At 68.4% G+C, this 17,153-nt stretch carries 17 protein-coding genes; 8 read left to right on the top strand and 9 right to left on the bottom strand.

Annotation, left to right across the window (positions count from 1 at the left end):
* Nucleotides 1–149 precede the first annotated feature (149 nt).
* The 3 genes from dacB (at nucleotide 150) to U4Z64_RS14320 (ending at nucleotide 4,279) form a co-directional block, all read left to right on the top strand.
* Nucleotides 150–1,682, top strand: coding sequence for a D-alanyl-D-alanine carboxypeptidase/D-alanyl-D-alanine-endopeptidase (dacB, locus tag U4Z64_RS14330; RefSeq protein WP_321820294.1), 1,533 nt, complete (start codon nucleotides 150–152; stop codon nucleotides 1,680–1,682).
* A gap of 441 nt (nucleotides 1,683–2,123) precedes the next feature.
* A complete protein-coding gene (locus U4Z64_RS14325; RefSeq protein ID WP_321809368.1) occupies nucleotides 2,124–3,038 on the top strand; it encodes a sterol desaturase family protein in 915 nt (304 codons plus the stop codon).
* A gap of 95 nt (nucleotides 3,039–3,133) precedes the next feature.
* Entirely contained in the window at nucleotides 3,134–4,279 is a 1,146-nt protein-coding gene (locus tag U4Z64_RS14320; RefSeq protein ID WP_321820293.1) for an SGNH/GDSL hydrolase family protein, read from the top strand.
* A gap of 91 nt (nucleotides 4,280–4,370) precedes the next feature.
* Here the strand turns inward: U4Z64_RS14320 and U4Z64_RS14315 are convergent, their stop codons facing one another.
* From U4Z64_RS14315 to pyk, 6 genes are all read right to left on the bottom strand, one after another.
* Entirely contained in the window at nucleotides 4,371–5,399 is a 1,029-nt protein-coding gene (locus U4Z64_RS14315) for an L-threonylcarbamoyladenylate synthase (protein ID WP_044844499.1), read from the bottom strand.
* An 11-nt stretch (nucleotides 5,400–5,410) separates the two neighbouring features.
* Nucleotides 5,411–6,604: a 5-(carboxyamino)imidazole ribonucleotide synthase gene (locus U4Z64_RS14310; RefSeq protein ID WP_321820292.1), complete on the bottom strand. Its 1,194-nt coding sequence runs from the start codon at nucleotides 6,602–6,604 to the stop codon at nucleotides 5,411–5,413.
* An 88-nt stretch (nucleotides 6,605–6,692) separates the two neighbouring features.
* Nucleotides 6,693–7,214 carry a 5-(carboxyamino)imidazole ribonucleotide mutase gene (gene purE / locus U4Z64_RS14305; protein WP_044844501.1) on the bottom strand — a complete coding sequence of 174 codons (522 nt, stop codon included), beginning with the start codon at nucleotides 7,212–7,214 and terminating at the stop codon, nucleotides 6,693–6,695.
* 17 nt (nucleotides 7,215–7,231) lie between these two features.
* Nucleotides 7,232–8,122, bottom strand: coding sequence for a phosphoribosylaminoimidazolesuccinocarboxamide synthase (locus U4Z64_RS14300; protein ID WP_124521093.1), 891 nt, complete (start codon nucleotides 8,120–8,122; stop codon nucleotides 7,232–7,234).
* A 231-nt stretch (nucleotides 8,123–8,353) separates the two neighbouring features.
* On the bottom strand, nucleotides 8,354–9,418 hold the full coding sequence (gene fba / locus U4Z64_RS14295) for a class II fructose-bisphosphate aldolase (RefSeq protein WP_044844503.1): 1,065 nt from the start codon (nucleotides 9,416–9,418) through the stop codon (nucleotides 8,354–8,356).
* 312 nt (nucleotides 9,419–9,730) lie between these two features.
* Entirely contained in the window at nucleotides 9,731–11,167 is a 1,437-nt protein-coding gene (pyk, locus tag U4Z64_RS14290; RefSeq protein WP_044844504.1) for a pyruvate kinase, read from the bottom strand.
* Between pyk and U4Z64_RS14285 the strand changes: the two genes are divergently transcribed.
* Nucleotides 11,166–11,294, top strand: a complete 129-nt coding sequence (locus tag U4Z64_RS14285) for a hypothetical protein (protein WP_257773798.1) — start codon at nucleotides 11,166–11,168, stop codon at nucleotides 11,292–11,294. The genes pyk and U4Z64_RS14285 overlap by 2 nt on opposite strands.
* Before the next feature lie 157 nt (nucleotides 11,295–11,451).
* Here U4Z64_RS14285 and U4Z64_RS14280 read toward each other — a convergent pair whose 3' ends face one another.
* The 3 genes from U4Z64_RS14280 to U4Z64_RS14270 form a co-directional block, all read right to left on the bottom strand.
* Nucleotides 11,452–12,648, bottom strand: coding sequence for a phosphoglycerate kinase (locus U4Z64_RS14280; RefSeq protein ID WP_124521091.1), 1,197 nt, complete (start codon nucleotides 12,646–12,648; stop codon nucleotides 11,452–11,454).
* A 279-nt stretch (nucleotides 12,649–12,927) separates the two neighbouring features.
* Nucleotides 12,928–13,251 (bottom strand): AzlD domain-containing protein, encoded by a 324-nt coding sequence (locus U4Z64_RS14275; protein ID WP_124486924.1) that lies wholly within the window; start codon nucleotides 13,249–13,251, stop codon nucleotides 12,928–12,930.
* On the bottom strand, nucleotides 13,248–14,003 hold the full coding sequence (locus U4Z64_RS14270) for an AzlC family ABC transporter permease (protein ID WP_124486923.1): 756 nt from the start codon (nucleotides 14,001–14,003) through the stop codon (nucleotides 13,248–13,250). Before U4Z64_RS14270 ends, U4Z64_RS14275 begins: the two co-directional genes overlap by 4 nt.
* 207 nt (nucleotides 14,004–14,210) lie before the next feature.
* Here U4Z64_RS14270 and U4Z64_RS14265 point away from each other — a divergent pair, with 207 nt between their 5' ends.
* The 4 genes from U4Z64_RS14265 to U4Z64_RS14250 all read left to right on the top strand — a co-directional run bounded on the left by U4Z64_RS14265 (nucleotide 14,211) and on the right by U4Z64_RS14250 (nucleotide 17,120).
* Nucleotides 14,211–15,134 (top strand): branched-chain amino acid transaminase, encoded by a 924-nt coding sequence (locus tag U4Z64_RS14265; protein WP_047898927.1) that lies wholly within the window; start codon nucleotides 14,211–14,213, stop codon nucleotides 15,132–15,134.
* A 50-nt stretch (nucleotides 15,135–15,184) separates the two neighbouring features.
* Nucleotides 15,185–15,379: a zinc-finger domain-containing protein gene (locus tag U4Z64_RS14260; protein WP_006749970.1), complete on the top strand. Its 195-nt coding sequence runs from the start codon at nucleotides 15,185–15,187 to the stop codon at nucleotides 15,377–15,379.
* Nucleotides 15,380–15,520: 141 nt separating this feature from the next.
* Nucleotides 15,521–16,558 (top strand): lipopolysaccharide heptosyltransferase II, encoded by a 1,038-nt coding sequence (gene waaF, locus U4Z64_RS14255; RefSeq protein WP_044844509.1) that lies wholly within the window; start codon nucleotides 15,521–15,523, stop codon nucleotides 16,556–16,558.
* Nucleotides 16,559–16,673: 115 nt separating this feature from the next.
* Nucleotides 16,674–17,120 (top strand): nuclear transport factor 2 family protein, encoded by a 447-nt coding sequence (locus U4Z64_RS14250; protein ID WP_006749968.1) that lies wholly within the window; start codon nucleotides 16,674–16,676, stop codon nucleotides 17,118–17,120.
* Nucleotides 17,121–17,153 lie beyond the last annotated feature (33 nt).

The raw sequence follows: 17,153 nt of genomic DNA, 5'->3' as shown, positions 1-17,153 counted from the left end.
CGACCATTGTAGCGCCGCGAATCGCGTGCGCCGCCTGCAATGCAACAGAAAGGCGGATTGCAAGGGGCGTGTGCGCACTTGTCTCTACAATGTGCGCTCCGGCGCCGCGCGCGCCCTGCCCGAGCCCGACGCTTTTCCCGTATTCGCCCATGCCGATTTCCGATTTTTCCGCCCGGTTCGCCCCCCGCGCCCGCCCCTTCCTGCGTGCGGCCGCCGTCGTCGCCACCTGCACGGCCCTTGCGTTCGCACCGTCCGCCCAGGCCCGCAAGAAGTCCCACAAGGAAGCGCGCAAGACCGCCGTGGTGTCGCCCGCCGCGCGGGCGGCCGGCCTGCCGGCGTCCGTGCTCGTCGCACTGCAGCGCGCGAAGGTGCCTGCCTCGGCGATGAGCGTCGTCGTCGAGCGCGTCGGCGATCCCGAGCCGCTGATCGCGTGGAACGCGAGCCGGCCGATGATGCCGGCGTCGACGATGAAGCTCGTCACGACCTTCTCGGGGCTGTCGATCCTCGGCCCCGACTTCCGCTGGCGCACCACCGCGTATGCGGACGGCTCGGTCGATCCGGACGGCACGTTGCAGGGCAACCTCTACATCAAGGGCACCGGCGATCCGAAGCTCGTACCCGAGGAACTGATCGACCTCGTCGACAAGTTGCGCAAGGCCGGCATCAAGCGCGTGGCCGGCGGCCTCGTGCTCGACAAGAGCTATTTCGCCGCGTCGACGCGCGACCTGCCGTCGTTCGACGACGACGTGAGCGCGCCGTACAACGTCGGCCCCGATCCGCTGCTGTATGCGTTCAAGGCCGTGTCGTTCACGGTGACGCCGGGCGACGACGGCAAGATCGCCGTCGACGTGCTGCCGCCGCTCGCGAACCTGTCGATCGACAACCAGCTGGTCGAAGGCACCGGGTCGTGCGGCGCGGCGGCCGCGGCCGCGCGTCCGACGTTGTCGGCCGGCGGCGACATCATGACCGCCTCGTTCGCCGGCGACTATCCGCTGCGCTGCGGCGCGCACACCACGAACCTCGCGATCCTCGATCACACGACGTTCTTCGCACGCGGCTTCCTCGCGCTGTGGCAGCAGGACGGCGGCACGATCGCGGGCCCCGTCAGCGAAGGCAAGGTGCCGACCACCGCACGGCCGCTCGCGGTCCATCACAGCCCCGTGCTCGGCAGCATCGTCTACGACATCAACAAGTTCAGCAACAACGTGATGGCGCGCAACCTGTTCCTGACGATCGGCGCGGTCGCCGGCAAGCCGCCCGCGACGCCCGAGCAGTCGAGCCGCGCGATTCGCGCGTTCCTGCAGAAGAGCGGGATCGCGATGCCCGACCTCGACCTCGAGAACGGCTCGGGCCTGTCGCGCGAAGAACACGTGAGCGCGCAGTCGCTCGCCGCGCTGCTGCAGGCCGCGAATGCAAGCCCCGTCGCGCAGGCGTTCATCGATTCGCTGCCGATCGCCGGCATCGACGGCACGATGAAGAACCGTCTCACCAACGCGGGCGTGCTCGGCAACGCGCACATCAAGACCGGCACGCTGCGCGACGTGCGCGCGATCGCGGGCTACGTCGCGGGCGCCGACGGGCAGAGCTACATCGTCGTCAGTTTCATCAACGACGATCGCGCCGAAGGCGCGCGTGCCGCGCACGACACGCTGCTCGAATGGATCTACGCGGGCGCGCACTGACGACGCACGCGCCGCGAAGCGGCGCACGCATGCCGCGCTGCCGGCTTGCGTCGATCGCGGGCGGCGCCACATGTCGGGGCGCCCCGCACCCCGGGCGTTCTCGCCGCGCGGTTTGAAACGGTCCCGGCCGCCGGCGCGCCGCGCAGCGCCCGCCAGCCGTGCCCATGAAACGGGGCCGCACCGCGCGGCCCCGTTCCGCATGGCTTCCGTAGAAACCCAGTCCTCAAGAAAACGCCGGGCCGCCCCCAGGTTTTCCGCCCCGCAGGACGCCCCCTCGGCGGCCTGGCGCGAAGCGACCGGTTTGGGCCGCTCAGAGGGAACCCTCTACGCTGCCCCCTCGCCTAGCGCGTGCCGATTGCGTAGGCTGTTGGCCTGACCGATATCTACAACGGGCCATACGCCCGGCCTCACGGCTTGCAGGGGAAAGGAGGAGACACGTCCATGCGATTCGACGTCGAATTGCTTCTGCTCGCGCTGGCGCCCGTCTTCCTGCTCTGCATCGCGTGGGAGGCCTGGCACCTCGCCCGCACGCGCGCGCAGGATCATCTCTATGCGTGGCGCGACACGCTGTGCAATGCGGCGCTCGCGCTGATGCACCAGGCCGCCGACAAGCTCGCGTGGCTGTTCGTGATCCCCGTTTATGCGTACTGCTACGCACATTTCCGGCTGTTCACGTGGCACGACGGCTGGCTGTCGTTCGCCGTGCTGTTCGTCGGCCAGGATCTCCTCTACTACGGGTTCCATCGCGCGAGCCATCGCGTGCGCTGGCTGTGGGCCGCGCACGTCGTGCACCACTCGTCCGAGCGGATGAATTTCTCGACCGCGTTCCGGCAGAGCCTGATGTATCCCGTCGCGGGCATGTGGGCGTTCTGGCTGCCGCTCGCGTTCCTCGGCTTTCCGCCGCAGCAGATCGTCGGCGTCGTGCTGATCAACCTCGCGTTCCAGTTCTTCGTGCACACGCAGGCGATCGGCAAGCTCGGCTGGCTCGAATACGTGCTCAACACGCCGTCGATCCATCGCGCGCACCATGCACGCAACCCGCGCTACATCGACCGCAATTACGCAGGTGTGCTCGTGATCTGGGATCGCCTGTTCGGCAGCTACGTCGAGGAGTCGCCCGACGATCCGCCGCAATTCGGAATCGTCGAGCCGCTCGGCTCGAACAACCCGCTCGTCGCGACGTTTCACGAGTGGGTGTCGATGGCGGCCGACGCGTTGCGCGTCCATGGATGGCGCAACAAGCTGCGCGCGATTTTCGGCCCGCCCGAATGGGCGAGCGCTTATCATGCGCAGATCGCCGAGGCCGCAAACCACGATCCGCGCACCACGCCGCTCGCGGCCGTGCGCGACCAATAAACCGCTTCAGCCAACGGCCGCCGCGCAGCCAGTACCTGAGGAGACGCGCGGCAGATGAGAAATACATCGGGCCATATCTACGAGGAGATCGAACGATGCAGTCACAACGACAATTCCCGTCGCGCAACCGTCAACGCCTGCTGCGCACCGCGCAGGTCGCGATCGCGGGCGCCGCGCTCGCCCTGCTCGCCGCATGCGGCGGCGGCGACGACAACAACAGCAGCAGCGCGTCGAACACGCCGCCGTCCGGCGTGAAAATGCAGATCGTGTCGTTCGGCGACAGCCTGTCGGACGCCGGCACCTACTCGCAGATCAAGCTCGGCTTCGGCGGCGGCCGCTTCACGACCAACCCCGGCCAGGTGTGGACCCAGGACGTCGCGCAGTACTACGGCGACACGCTGCAGCCCGCGAACCAGGGCGGCTTCGGCATTCCGCTGCAGGCGACGGGCGGCCTCGGCTATGCACAGGGCGGCTCGCGCGTGACGCTGCAGCCGGGCATCGGCCACGCGGACGCGAGCGTGCCGAACGCCGACTACGCGCAGGCGACCACGACGCCGATCGCCGATCAGGTCAAGCAGTACCTGACGCAGCACGGCAGCTTCAACGCCGGCCAGATCGTGCTGGTCAACGGCGGCGCGAACGACATCTTCTACCAGGCGCAGGTCGCGCAGGCGCAAGGCAACACGCCGGCCGCGCAACTCGCGGCGGCGCAGGCGATCGGCCTGGCCGCGCAGCAGCTCGGCGGGATCGTCCAGCAGATCGTCGCGGCGGGCGCGGCGCACGTGTACGTGTCGAACGTGCCGGACATCGGCGGCACGCCGCTCGCGCTGCAGGGCGGCGCGCAGACGCAGGCCGCGTTCACGCAACTGTCGGGGCTGTTCAACCAGACGCTCGCCGGCACGCTGGCTGCGCTGAAGGTCGACACGACGAAGGTCGCGCTGCTCGACACGTTCACGTGGCAGGACGGCATCGCGGCCAACTTCCAGGCGAACGGCTTCAGCGTGTCGAACACCGACACCGCGTGCAACCTGAAGGCGATGGTCGCGGCCGCCACGCAGTACGGCGTCGCGAACGCGACCGCATTCGGCTCGTCGCTGTTCTGCTCGCCGCAGACCTACACGGTCCCGAACGCGGACCAGACCTACATGTTCGCCGACACGGTCCACCCGACGACGCGCCTGCACGCGCTGTTCGCACAGTTCGTGGAGAAGCAGATCGCGGCTTCGGGCGTCGGCAAGTAAGCCGCCCGCCACGCGCGCAAACAAGAACGCCCGACCGGTTCGCCGGTCGGGCGTTCTTTCATTCCGGAGCCGACGGCGTCGGAAAGTTGCGTCAGTCGCGCGCTTCGAACGCCGCGGCCGCACGACCGAGACGATCGTTGACCGCGATCCACTCGACGGTCTCGGGCAGCTTCTCGACGAGAATGCGGGCGACCTGCGCACGATCGAGCGCGCGCAGCATCCCGTACAGATCGCGCGCATACGCCTGCGGATCTTCCGGCGCCGCGACGAAATGCACGCCGTCGGCCTGCGCCCAGCGTCCCGCGCGCGACGCGCGCGCGACGAGCGCGACGCGTTCGCCGTCGGTCTGCGCGGCCGCGAGCAGCGGCTCGAGCGCGTCGAACGGCAGCAGCGCGAGCGGCGTGCGCGGCGCGTAATGCGCCTTCAGCGTGCCGGACGCACGCGGCGCGGTCGCATCGCTGCCGTCGGGCAGGCGCGGCGCGCGGCCGAGCACGTCGGCGATCTGCTGCGGCGTCACGTGGCCCGGGCGCAGCAGCGCCGGAAAGCCGCGCGACAGGTCGAGGATCGTCGATTCGATGCCGACTTCCGACGGACCGCCGTCGAGCACGTGCACGGTGTCGCCGAATTCTTCGCGCACATGCTGAGCGGTAGTCGGGCTCACGTGGCCGAAGCGGTTCGCGGACGGCGCGGCGACGCCGCCGTGGCCGCCGCGCCGCGCGCTGAACGCGGCCAGCAGCGCCTGCGCGACCGGATGCGACGGACAGCGCAGGCCGACCGAATCCTGGCCGCCGCTCACGGCATCCGGAATGCGCGCATGACGCTTCAGGATCAGCGTCAGCGGGCCCGGCCAGAATGCATCGATCAGCGCCTGTGCATCGGCCGGCAGGTCGTCGGCCCAGTAGCCCGGGTCGCCGCCGGGCGGCAGATGCACGATCACCGGATGGTTCGCCGGCCGCCCTTTCGCCGCATAGATGCGCGCGACGGCCTCGGGATTCGCCGCGTCGCCGCCGAGCCCGTACACGGTTTCGGTCGGGAATGCGACGAGTTGCCCCGCGTCGAGCAGCGCGGCAGCCGCGTCGATCTGCGCGGGCGTCACGGTGTTCGGGAGATCGATGGACATCGGCCGGTGCCTCAGTCGAGCGGCACGCGCAGCAGCTGCGCGCACGCGGTGGCCGCGGCAACCGCGTCGTCGCGCGTCTCGGCCGTGAAGTTCACGTGACCCATCTTGCGGCCGACGCGCGCTTCTTCCTTGCCGTACAGGTGCAGGTGCGCGGCCGGCATCGCGGCGACCGTGTCCCACGGCGGCGTGACGGCCTCGGCCGCACCGTTCGGGAACCACACGTCGCCGAGGATGTTCAGCATCGCCGCCGGCGAGTGCTGGCGCGGGTTGCCGAGCGGCATGCGCGTCATCGCGCGTACCTGCTGCTCGAACTGGCTCGTTGCGCACGCATCGACCGTGTAGTGGCCGGAGTTGTGCGGGCGCGGCGCCATTTCGTTCGCGACGAACGAGCCGTCTTCCAGCACGAAGAATTCGACGCACAGCACGCCGACGTAGCCGAGCGTATCGGCGATCCGCACGGCTGCCTGCTGCGCCTCCTCGACGCGCGCGGCATCGGCGGCCGGCGCCGGCACGACCGTCAGCGCGAGGATGCCGTTGTGATGCACGTTCTGCGCGAGCGGGAACGCGGCCGAGCGGCCGTCCGCGCCGCGCGCGATCAGCGCGGACACTTCGTATTTCAGCGGCAGGCGCTTCTCGAGCACGCACGGCACGCCGCCGAGCGACGCATGCGCGTCGCGCGCTTCCCGCGCGGTGCTCACGCGCGCCTGGCCCTTGCCGTCGTAGCCGAGGCGCGCCGTCTTCAGGATGCCCGGCAGCACCGCGTCGAGCGCGGCATCGTCGAGGGCGGCGAGCGCCGCCGCCGATTCGATCACGACGTGCGGCGCGACCGGCACGCCCGACGCCTCGATGAAACGCTTCTCCGCGATCCGGTCCTGTGCGACCCCGACGCAGCGGCCGGCCGGCGCGACGAACGTCGTGCGCGCGAGGAAATCGAGGCTCGCGGCCGGCACGTTCTCGAATTCCGTCGACACGGCATCGCACAGTTCGGCGAGTTCGGCGAGCGCGGCTTCGTCGTCGTAGGCCGCGCGCAGGTGACGGTCGGCGACCGCGCCGGCGGGGCTCGTCGGATCGGGATCGAGCACGGCGACGCGATAGCCCATCGACTGGGCGGCAAAGCAGAACATGCGGCCGAGCTGGCCGCCGCCGACCATGCCCAGCCACGCGCCGGGCAGGATCGGGGAAACGGAATCAGGAGTTGCGGTCATGTCAGTGGTCGGTCGCGGCGAGCAACGCCCGCCGCAGTGGGGAGGATCAGGCGGCCGCTGGCATCGCAGTGCGGCCGCCGGTGCGCCGTCACGCGAGCGGCGGCAGCACCATCGCGTGCGCGGCTTCGTTCTGGCGCACGCGGAACGCGGCGAGCCGGTTCGCGTAGTCGACCGAGTTGCCGGACAGGATCGACACCGCGAACAGCGCGGCATTCGCGGCGCCGGCCTCGCCGATCGCGAACGTCGCGACCGGCACGCCCTTCGGCATCTGCACGATCGAGTGCAGCGAATCGACGCCCTTCAGGTACTTGCTCGCGACCGGTACGCCGAGCACCGGCACCGTGGTTTTCGCGGCCAGCATGCCGGGCAGGTGCGCGGCACCGCCGGCGCCCGCGATGATCGCGCGCAGCCCGCGCTCGCGCGCCTTCTCCGCGTAGTCGAACATCTCGTCGGGCATCCGGTGCGCGGACACGACCTTCGCTTCGTACGGCACGCCGAATTCCTGCAGGATCGCGACCGCGTTCTTCATCACGTCCCAGTCGGAACTCGAACCCATCAGCACGCCGACGAGCGGCGCGCTGTGCGTGTGGGCAGTCTGGACTTCACTCATTTCGTGCGTTCCTTCGTTCAGGCGAGCGGCTGGCCGGTGATGCGCTCGAGCGCTTCCTGGTACTTCGCGGCCGTCTTCTCGACGACGTCGGCCGGCAGTGCCGGTGCCGGCGCGGTCTTGCCCCACGGCTGCGCCTCGAGCCAGTCGCGCACGAACTGCTTGTCGAACGACGGCGGGTTGGTGCCGACCTGGTACTGGTCGGCCGGCCAGAAGCGCGACGAATCGGCCGTCAGCACTTCGTCCATCAGGTACAGCTTGCCGTGGTTGTCGAGGCCGAATTCGAACTTCGTGTCGGCGATGATGATGCCGCGCGTCGCCGCGTAGTCGGCTGCTTCCTTGTACAGGCGGATCGAGATGTCGCGGATCGTCGCGGCCAGCTCGGTGCCGATGCGGCGCTCGGTTTCCTCGAACGTGATGTTCTCGTCGTGCTCGCCGAGCTCGGCCTTCGCGGCCGGCGTGAAGATCGGCTCGGGCAGCTTCTGCGCGTTCTGCAGGCCTTCCGGCAGCTTGACGCCGCACACGGCGCCCGACGCCTGGTATTCCTTCCAGCCGCTGCCGGCCAGGTAGCCGCGCACGACCGCCTCGATCATGATCGGCTCGAGGCGCTTGACGACCACGGCGCGGCCCTTGACCTGCTCGACCTCGTCGGCCGCGACGACCGCTTCCGGCGTGTCGCCCGTCAGGTGGTTCGGCACGATGTGCGCGAGCTTGTCGAACCAGAAGTTCGCCATCTGGTTCAGCACGCGGCCCTTGTTCGGAATCGGCTCGCCCATGATCACGTCGAATGCCGACAGGCGGTCGGTCGTGACGATCAGGAGCTTGTCGTTGCCGACCGCGTAGTTGTCGCGGACCTTGCCGCGACCGAGGAGCGGCAGCGAGCGGAGCGTGGATTCGTAAAGGGTAGACATCGTCTTTTCGCAGATAAGGAGCCAAACAAAAAGGGAAACGCCGTTCCCCGCGGCAGGCGGGAACGGCGGTCTTGCAATGCGTCGGCGAACCGCCGGGAGATCACGCCCGTCGGTTGCCGGCCGGCCCTTGTTCGGCCGGACGGAACGGCTGCCGGAGCCGGATCCGATCCGGCCCCAAGGCAGTCAGCCCCGGCCCGGCGCGAAACCGGGCGGGGCAATCGTACTACAGTCTCAGCGCACGACCTGCGCGAGCGCGCCGGACTTGTACTGTTCGGCGATCTTGTCGAGCGACACCGGCTTGATCTTCGCGGCCTGGCCTTCGCAGCCGAACGCGAGGTAGCGATCGACGCAGACCTGCTTCGCCGCTTCGCGCGCGGGCTTCAGGTAGTCGCGCGGATCGAACTTGCCCGGGTTCTCGAACAGGTAGCGGCGGATCGCGCCGGTGATCGCGAGACGCAGGTCGGTGTCGATGTTGATCTTGCGCACGCCGTGCTTGATGCCTTCCTGGATTTCCTCGACCGGCACGCCGTAGGTTTCCTTCATGTCGCCGCCGAATTCGCGGATCTCGGCCAGCAGTTCCTGCGGCACCGACGACGAACCGTGCATCACCAGGTGCGTGTTCGGGATGCGTGCGTGGATTTCCTTGATGCGCTGGATCGACAGGATGTCGCCCGTCGGCTTCTTCGAGAACTTGTACGCACCGTGCGAGGTGCCGATCGCGATCGCGAGCGCGTCGCACTGCGTGAGCTTCACGAAGTCGGCGGCCTGCTCCGGATCGGTCAGAAGCTGCTCGCGGGTCATCGTGCCTTCCGCGCCGTGGCCGTCTTCCTTGTCGCCCTTCATCGTCTCGAGCGAGCCGAGCACGCCGAGTTCGGCTTCGACCGTCACGCCGATCGAGTGCGCCATCTCGACAACCTTGCGCGACACGTCGACGTTGTATTCGTACGAGGCGACCGTCTTGCCGTCGGCTTCGAGCGAACCGTCCATCATCACACTGGTGAAGCCGCTGCGGATCGCGGCCGTACAGACGGCCGGCGACTGGCCGTGATCCTGGTGCATCACGACCGGGATGTGCGGATACGACTCGACCGCCGCTTCGATCAGGTGGCGCAGGAACGGCTCGCCCGCGTACTTACGCGCACCGGCCGATGCCTGCATGATCACGGGCGCGCCGACCTGGTCCGCTGCCGCCATGATCGCCTGGACCTGCTCCAGGTTGTTCACGTTGAAGGCCGGCAGGCCGTAACCGTGCTCTGCCGCGTGGTCCAGCAATTGACGCATTGATACGAGAGGCATTGTGGAACTCCTTGGAATGAAAACCGGTGCGCCCTGACGCCGGCGCGGCGCTCGCTCCCCGTCGAATCCGGGGCGGCACGGCGCGGCTGAGCGTCGAATAGCCGCATTTTATCGCGAAGCGCCTCCGATTCCGACCGCCCGGTGGCGCGTACTCGCATTTTGTTACCTTCGCACGGCACAATGCCGCCAAAAAATAGAAAAAAAGCCGCGCGGGGCATCGGACCCCGCGCGGCTTTCGTCGAATAAACGGTGCCCGATCAGTTCGGGCGGCCGTCGGACCGGTCGACGGACCGGCCCGGTGCACGCCGGCGCTCAATAATGTTCGCCGACCCGCACGATCTTCAGCGTGTTGGTGCCGCCCGCCTGCCCCATCGGCTCGCCGACGGTCAGCACGACCATGTCGCCGTGCTGCACGTAGCCCTGCTTGACGACGATCTCGAGCGCCGCCTGCAGCGCCGAGTCGCGGTCGCTGTTGAAGTCGACGTGCAGCGGCGTCACGTTGCGGTACAGCGCCATCGTGCGCTCGCTGCCGACGCGCGGCGTCAGCGCGAAGATCGGCACGTGCGTGTAGTGACGCGACATCCACAGCGCGGTCGCGCCCGATTCGGTCAGCGCGACGATCGCCTTCGCACCCAGGTGATAGGCGGTAAACAACGCGCCCATCGCGATCGACTGGTCGATCCGCGTGAACGTGCGGTCGAGGAAATCCTTGTCGAGTTCGACGTGTTCCGACTTTTCCGCCTCGACGCACACGGCCGCCATCGTCTCGATCGTGACGACCGGGTACTTGCCGGCGGCCGTCTCGGCGGACAGCATCACCGCGTCGGTGCCGTCGAGCACCGCGTTCGCGACGTCCGACACTTCCGCGCGGGTCGGCACGGGCGCGTGGATCATCGATTCCATCATCTGCGTCGCGGTGATCACGAGCTTGTTCGACTCGCGCGCCATCCGGATCATGCGCTTCTGCAGCGCCGGCACGGCCGCGTTGCCGACTTCCACCGCGAGGTCGCCGCGCGCGACCATGATGCCGTCGGACGCGTCGAGGATGCTCTGCAGCGCCGGAATCGCCTCCGCGCGCTCGATCTTCGCGATCATCTTCGGCTTGATGCCGTACGGCGCGCCCGCGATGTTCGCGAGCTGGCGCGCCATTTCCATGTCAGTCGCGTTCTTCGGGAACGACACCGCGACGAGATCCGCGCCGAGCGACATCGCCGTGCGGATGTCTTCCATGTCCTTCGCGGTCAGCGCGGGCGCCGACAGGCCGCCGCCCTGGCGGTTGATCCCCTTGTTGTTCGACAGCTCGCCGCCCACCTTGACGATCGTGTGAATCTCGTCGCCGAGCACGCGCTCGACGGTCAGCACGATCAGGCCGTCGTTCAGCAGCAGCAGGTCGCCCGGCTTCAGGTCGCGCGGCAGTTCCTTGTAGTCGAGGCCGACCCGCTCGTCGTTACCGAGCTCGCAGCCCGCGTCGAGGATGAAGGCCTGGCCCGGCACGAGCGTCGTCTTGCCGTTCTCGAACTTGCCGACGCGGATCTTCGGGCCCTGGAGGTCGGCCATGATCGCGATCTCGCGGCCGACCCTGCGGGCGGCCTCGCGCACCATCTCGGCGCGCTGGCGGTGATCGTCGGCCGTGCCGTGCGAAAAATTGAGCCGCACGACGTCGAGGCCCGCCTGCATCATCTGCAGCAGAATCTCCGGCGAACTGGAAGCCGGGCCGATCGTGGCGACTATCTTGGTGGCGCGCTGCATGAAACTCCTCATCTGGATCAAGGTGGATGCGCTGGGTGAAACGCTGCGAGAGCCGGAATCGGCGAGCCCAGCGGCGGCCGTTCCGGGGGGCGTGCCGGTGCTTGCGCCCGGCATCGCTTTGTTCTGAATCTCGTGGTGCTGCATGGCCGCGTCGCCGGCGGCCGCCGGTGCGCGCGGGGTTGAGTTCGCCCGCGCGGGCGCGCGTTTGCGCTTGCCCGCGCCGGCCGGCTGCTCCGCTTTCGCGGAGCGCGCGGCCTTCGTCACCCCTGCGCGCGCCACCACGCTCAGGCCGCCCGCGTTTCGAGCACTTCCACCGCCGGCAGCTTCTTCCCCTCGAGGAACTCGAGGAAGGCGCCGCCGCCCGTCGAGATGTAGCTGACCTGGTCGTGGATGCCGTACTTCGCGATGGCCGCGAGCGTGTCGCCGCCGCCCGCGATCGAGAACGCGGACGATTTGGCGATCGCTTCGGCGAGCGTCTTGGTGCCGTTGCCGAACTGGTCGAACTCGAACACGCCGACCGGGCCGTTCCACACAATCGTGCCGGCCTTCTCGAGCTGGCTCGCGAGCGCGCGGGCCGTATCCGGGCCGATGTCGAGGATCATGTCGTCCGCTTCGATGTCGGCGACCTGCTTCACCGTGGCCGCGGCCGTCGGCGAGAATTCCTTCGCGGTGACCACGTCGCTCGGGATCGGCACCGACGCGCCGCGCTCGCGCGCCTCGTCGATGATCGCCTTCGCCTCGGCGACGAGATCGGCTTCCGCGAGCGACTTGCCGATCGACAGGCCGGCCGCGAGCATGAACGTGTTCGCGATGCCGCCGCCGACGATCAGCTGGTCGACCTTGCCGGCCAGCGACTTGAGAATGGTCAGCTTGGTCGACACCTTGGAACCGGCGACGATCGCGACCAGCGGACGCGCCGGGTTGCCGAGCGCCTTGCCGAGCGCGTCGAGTTCGGCGGCCAGCAGCGGGCCCGCGCATGCGACGGGCGCGTACTTCGCGATCCCGTGGGTGGTCGCTTCCGCGCGGTGCGCGGTGCCGAACGCGTCGTTCACGTACACGTCGCAGAGCTTCGCCATCTTCTGGGCGAGCTCGTCCGAATTCTTCTTCTCGCCCTTGTTCACGCGGCAGTTCTCGAGCAGCACGACCTGGCCCGGCGCGACGTTCACGCCGTTCTCGACCCAGTTCGAGACGAGCGGCACGTCGCGGCCGAGCAGTTCGGCGAGTCGCTTCGCGACCGGCGCGAGCGAGTCTTCCGGCTTGAATTCGCCTTCGGTCGGACGACCGAGGTGCGACGTGACCATCACGGCCGCGCCGGCGTCGAGCGCGGCCTGGATGGCCGGCACGGACGCGCGCACGCGCGTGTCTTCGGTGATGTTGCCTTGATCGTCCTGCGGGACGTTCAGGTCGGCGCGGATGAACACCCGCTTGCCGGCGAGCTGGCCGGCGGCGATCAGGTCGGTAAGACGCTTGACTTGGCTCATGTTGAACAGATTGAAGTAGTGGATGGGGAAAGGGGGTTCACGCTGGACGTGCGCGGGCTGCCGCGAAAGGGCGCCGGATGCGGCCGTGGCTGGCGGTTCGCATGACGCGCACGGGTAAAAAATCTCGAACGGGCATTCTAGCCGATCCATCCGGCAGACTGACCCGTGCGGCGGCGAATTCCGCCTATTTGGGATCGCGCGTGGCCGTCGACACATTGCCGCAACGCAGCAATGCGCGCGCGCCAGCGGCCGGCCCCGGCCGGCCGGCGCGGCGATTCGTCAGAAGATTAAGCGCAGCACGGTGAAGACGAGCATCCCGATGACGATCGTACCGAGCATGCTGCGCCGCCACAAGAACCAGCCGAGGCCGGCGAGCGCCGCGTAGAACGGATGGTTGGACAGCGCGAACGACAGCCCGGCCGGCGTTTCGAGCACGTCGGGCAGCACGACCGCGACGAGCGCGGCGGCCGGCGCATAGCGCAGCGCGCGCTGGGCGCGCTCGGGCAGCACGGTGCGTTCGCCGCCGAGCAGGAACAGCGCGCGCGTGACGGCCGTGACGACCGTCATCCCGACGATCACGATCCAGATCTCGGTCGCGCTCATTCGATCTCCTTCTCGTGCACGGTTTCGGTACGGATGCGCCGCCAGTCGGCCCGTTCGACGAAGAAATCGGCCATACTGCCCGCCGCGAGCGCGGCCAGCACCGCGATCGGCAGCGCGAGCCGGTACGGCAGGTCGAACGCGACGAGCGACACGATGCCGGCGACCGCGACGGCCGCGAGCGTCGAGCGGTTCGCGACCGCCGACACCATGATCGGGATCAGCGCGAGCGTGCCGGCCAGCTCCAGCCCCCAGCTCGCGGGAACGAAGCTCGCGAGCAGGATGCCGGCGAGCGACGACGCCTGCCACGACGCCCAGCTCGCGAGCGCCATTCCCCAGAAATACGCCTCCTTGCCCGGCACGTGGCCGTTCGCGAAGCCCTGTTTCTGGAACAGCAGGTAGATCACGTCGCCGTTGAAATAGCCGATCGCGAGGCGCCGCCACAGCGGCAGGTAGGAAAAATGGGGAGCAAGCCCGGCGCTGAAGATCACGAAGCGCAGGTTGACCATCGTGGCCGTGAGCAGGATCGTCCAGATCGGCAGCTTCGCGACGAGGAGCGGCAGCACCGCGAGCTGCGACGAGCCCGCGTAGACGAAGATCGACATCGCGCTCGCCTGCCCGAGCGTCATCACCGACTTGCTCATCGCGACGCCGGTGACGAGCCCCCAGGACAGGATCGCCATCAGGGTCGGGGAATAGTCGCGCGCGCCCTGGATCAGCGCGAAGCGGTCGGTGGCGGACAATCGAGCGAGCATGGGAAGGCGGGCCGCAGCGGGCGGTTCGTCCGGGCTCCGGCGTCTCCCGCCGGCACGGCCCGTCGTCATTGGAATCGGTGCCGGACGATTATAGCCCCGGCCCTCGGCCGACCGACCGGCTCGACGCCAAATGACGCTAAAATATGCGTCTTTCCGGCTCAACGCTGCACACAACCCGCAGCACCTCACCGCTTCCAGGAGAATCCTATGTCAATGGCCGACCGCGACGGCAAGATCTGGATGGACGGCAAGCTGATCGACTGGCGCGACGCCAAGATCCACGTCCTGACCCATACGCTGCACTACGGCATGGGCGTCTTCGAGGGCGTGCGTGCGTACAAGACGGCCGACGGCAGCACCGCGATCTTCCGTCTGCGCGAGCACACCAAACGTCTGCTGAATTCGGCGAAGATTTTCCAGATGGACGTGCCGTTCGACCGGGAAACGCTCGAAGCCGCGCAGCTCGAAGTCGTGCGCGAGAACAAGCTCGAGTCGTGCTACCTGCGCCCGATCATCTGGGTCGGCTCGGAAAAGCTCGGCGTGTCCGCGAAGGGCAACACGATCCACGTCGCGATCGCCGCATGGCCGTGGGGCGCGTACCTCGGCGAGGAAGGCCTCGCGAAGGGCATCCGCGTGAAGACGTCGTCGTTCACGCGCCACCACGTGAACGTGTCGATGGTGCGCGCGAAGGCGTCGGGCTGGTACGTGAACTCGATCCTCGCGAACCAGGAAGCGACCGCCGACGGCTACGACGAAGCGCTGCTGCTCGACGTCGACGGCTACGTGTCGGAAGGCTCCGGCGAGAACTTCTTCCTGGTGAACAACGGCAAGCTGTACACGCCCGACTTGTCGTCGTGCCTCGACGGCATCACGCGCGACACGGTCATCACGCTCGCGAAGGACGCCGGCATCGAGGTGATCGAGAAGCGCATCACGCGCGACGAGGTCTACACGGCCGACGAGGCGTTCTTCACGGGCACGGCCGCCGAAGTCACGCCGATCCGCGAACTCGACAACCGCACGATCGGCAGCGGCGCGCGCGGCCCGGTCACGGAAAAGCTCCAGTCGGCGTTTTTCGATATCGTGTCGGGCAAGAACGCGAAGTACGCGCACTGGCTGACGAAGGTCTGAGTGCGCTGCGCCACCGACCGCCCCACAAAAGAGTGATAAGAGAAAGTCTCATGAGCGAAATCAAGGAAATGCCGCTGGTCGAGCTGACGGCCAAGGATCTCCCCGCCTACTGCCCGAACCCGGCCATGGCGCGCTGGAGCGCGCACCCGCGCGTGTTCATCGACGTGTCGCACGGCGAGGCGCGCTGCCCGTACTGCGGCACGCGCTACAAGCTGCGCGACGGCGAGGTGGTCAAGGGCCACTGAGCCCCGGCCGGCCGGGCCCGCGGGCCCGCCGCACGCAAGGCGGCGCAGCCGGAATCCCGGCGCGCCGCCCTTTTCCTGTTCTGACAACCCGAACGCGGTGCCTGTGCGCCGTGCTTCATTACGACATCGGAAGTCGACCTGATGCGTCGAGCGCTGGTTATCGCACCGAACTGGATCGGTGACGCATTGATGGCGCAGCCGCTTTTTGCGCTGCTGAAGAAGCTCCATCCCCGCATCGCGATCGATGCCGTCGCGCCCACCTGGGTCGCGCCCGTGCTCGAGCGGATGCCCGAGATCCACGATGTCTACGCGACCGACCTCGCGCACGGCAAGCTGCAGCTGCTGCGCCGCTGGCAGCTCGCGAGCGACCTGCGCGACGTCGGCTACGACGCGGCGTACGTGCTGCCGAATTCGCTGAAGTCCGCGGTGATCCCGTGGCTCGCGAACATCCCGCTGCGGATCGGCTACACGGGCGAGCACCGCTACGGCCTGCTGAACGTGCGGCACGCGAACCCGGACAAGTCGGCCGAGCGAGCGCCGATGACGACCCACTACGCGGCGCTCGCGTATGCGCCGGGCGCGAAGCTGCCCGAGTCGATGAAGACGCTGCCCGCGCCGCGCCTCGACGCCGACCTGAACGAGACGGCGCGCGTGTCCGCGCGTTTCAATCTCGATACGCGCAAGCCGCTCGTCGTGTTCTGCCCCGGCGCGGAATACGGCCCGGCCAAGCGCTGGCCGCCCGAGCATTTCGCGACGCTCGCGACGATCGTCCACCAGTCGTTCCCGTACACGCAGATCGTCGCGCTCGGCTCGCAGAAGGACGCCGCCGCCGCGCAGGCGATCGCCGACCACGCGCCGAACGTGCGCAACCTGTGCGGGCAGACGTCGCTGTCCGAGGCATGTGCGCTGATCGCGCGCGCGAACGCGGTCGTGACCAACGATTCGGGGCTGATGCACGTCGCGGCCGCCTTGCGCCGGCCGCTCGTCGCGCTGTACGGATCGACCGATCCGCGCCACACTCCTCCGCTGTCTGACCTGGCGAAGGTACAATGGCTGCATCTCGAATGCAGTCCCTGCTTCGAACGCGAGTGCCCGCTCGGCCATCTGAAGTGCCTGCGCGAACTCGGTCCCGAGCAGGTATTCGGCGATTTGCGCGGCATGCTCGTCGGGCAGCGCTGACCCTGGCCGGCAGCGTCGCACGACGCGCCGGGCAATCCGATTCACCGGTGTACGGCGGCTCCATCCGGGCCGCCGTGCTGAATACGGCGCGCGACGCGCGCGAGAGATAACCCCGATGCCACGTTTTGCCCGCCTTTTCGAAGCCGCTGCCGATACGCTGAACGCCTACTACCAGGCCGTCGCCGATGCCAATCTCGACGCGCTGCTGGGGTTGTGGATCGACGAGGACTTCGCCAGCTGCGTCTGGGCCGACGGCGAGCATCTGCACGGCCTCGACCAGATCCGCAGCGGGCTGGCCAACCGGCTCGCGACGCGCCCCGTGACGATCGAACCGCTCGACATCCGCGTCTACGACAGCCTCGGCACCGTCGTCTACACGATCGCCGAAGCGCATCAGCAGGCCGACCTGACGGCCGAACCCGACATGGTTTTCGCCACGTACGTGATGATTCACGAACGCGGCGAGTGGCGCATCGCGCATATTCACGCGAGCCCGATTCCCGAACAAGCGGCCGGACAATTCGCCGCGAAGATCCGTCACGGGCAGGGTCCGCTGCACTGACGAAGAACGAAGCAACGCATTAGCGGGGCGATC

Origin of the sequence: Burkholderia sp. BCC1996, from assembly GCF_905339955.1 — a bacterium.
Lineage (GTDB): Bacteria > Pseudomonadota > Gammaproteobacteria > Burkholderiales > Burkholderiaceae > Burkholderia.
This window is presented reverse-complemented; position numbering and strand designations above follow the sequence as displayed.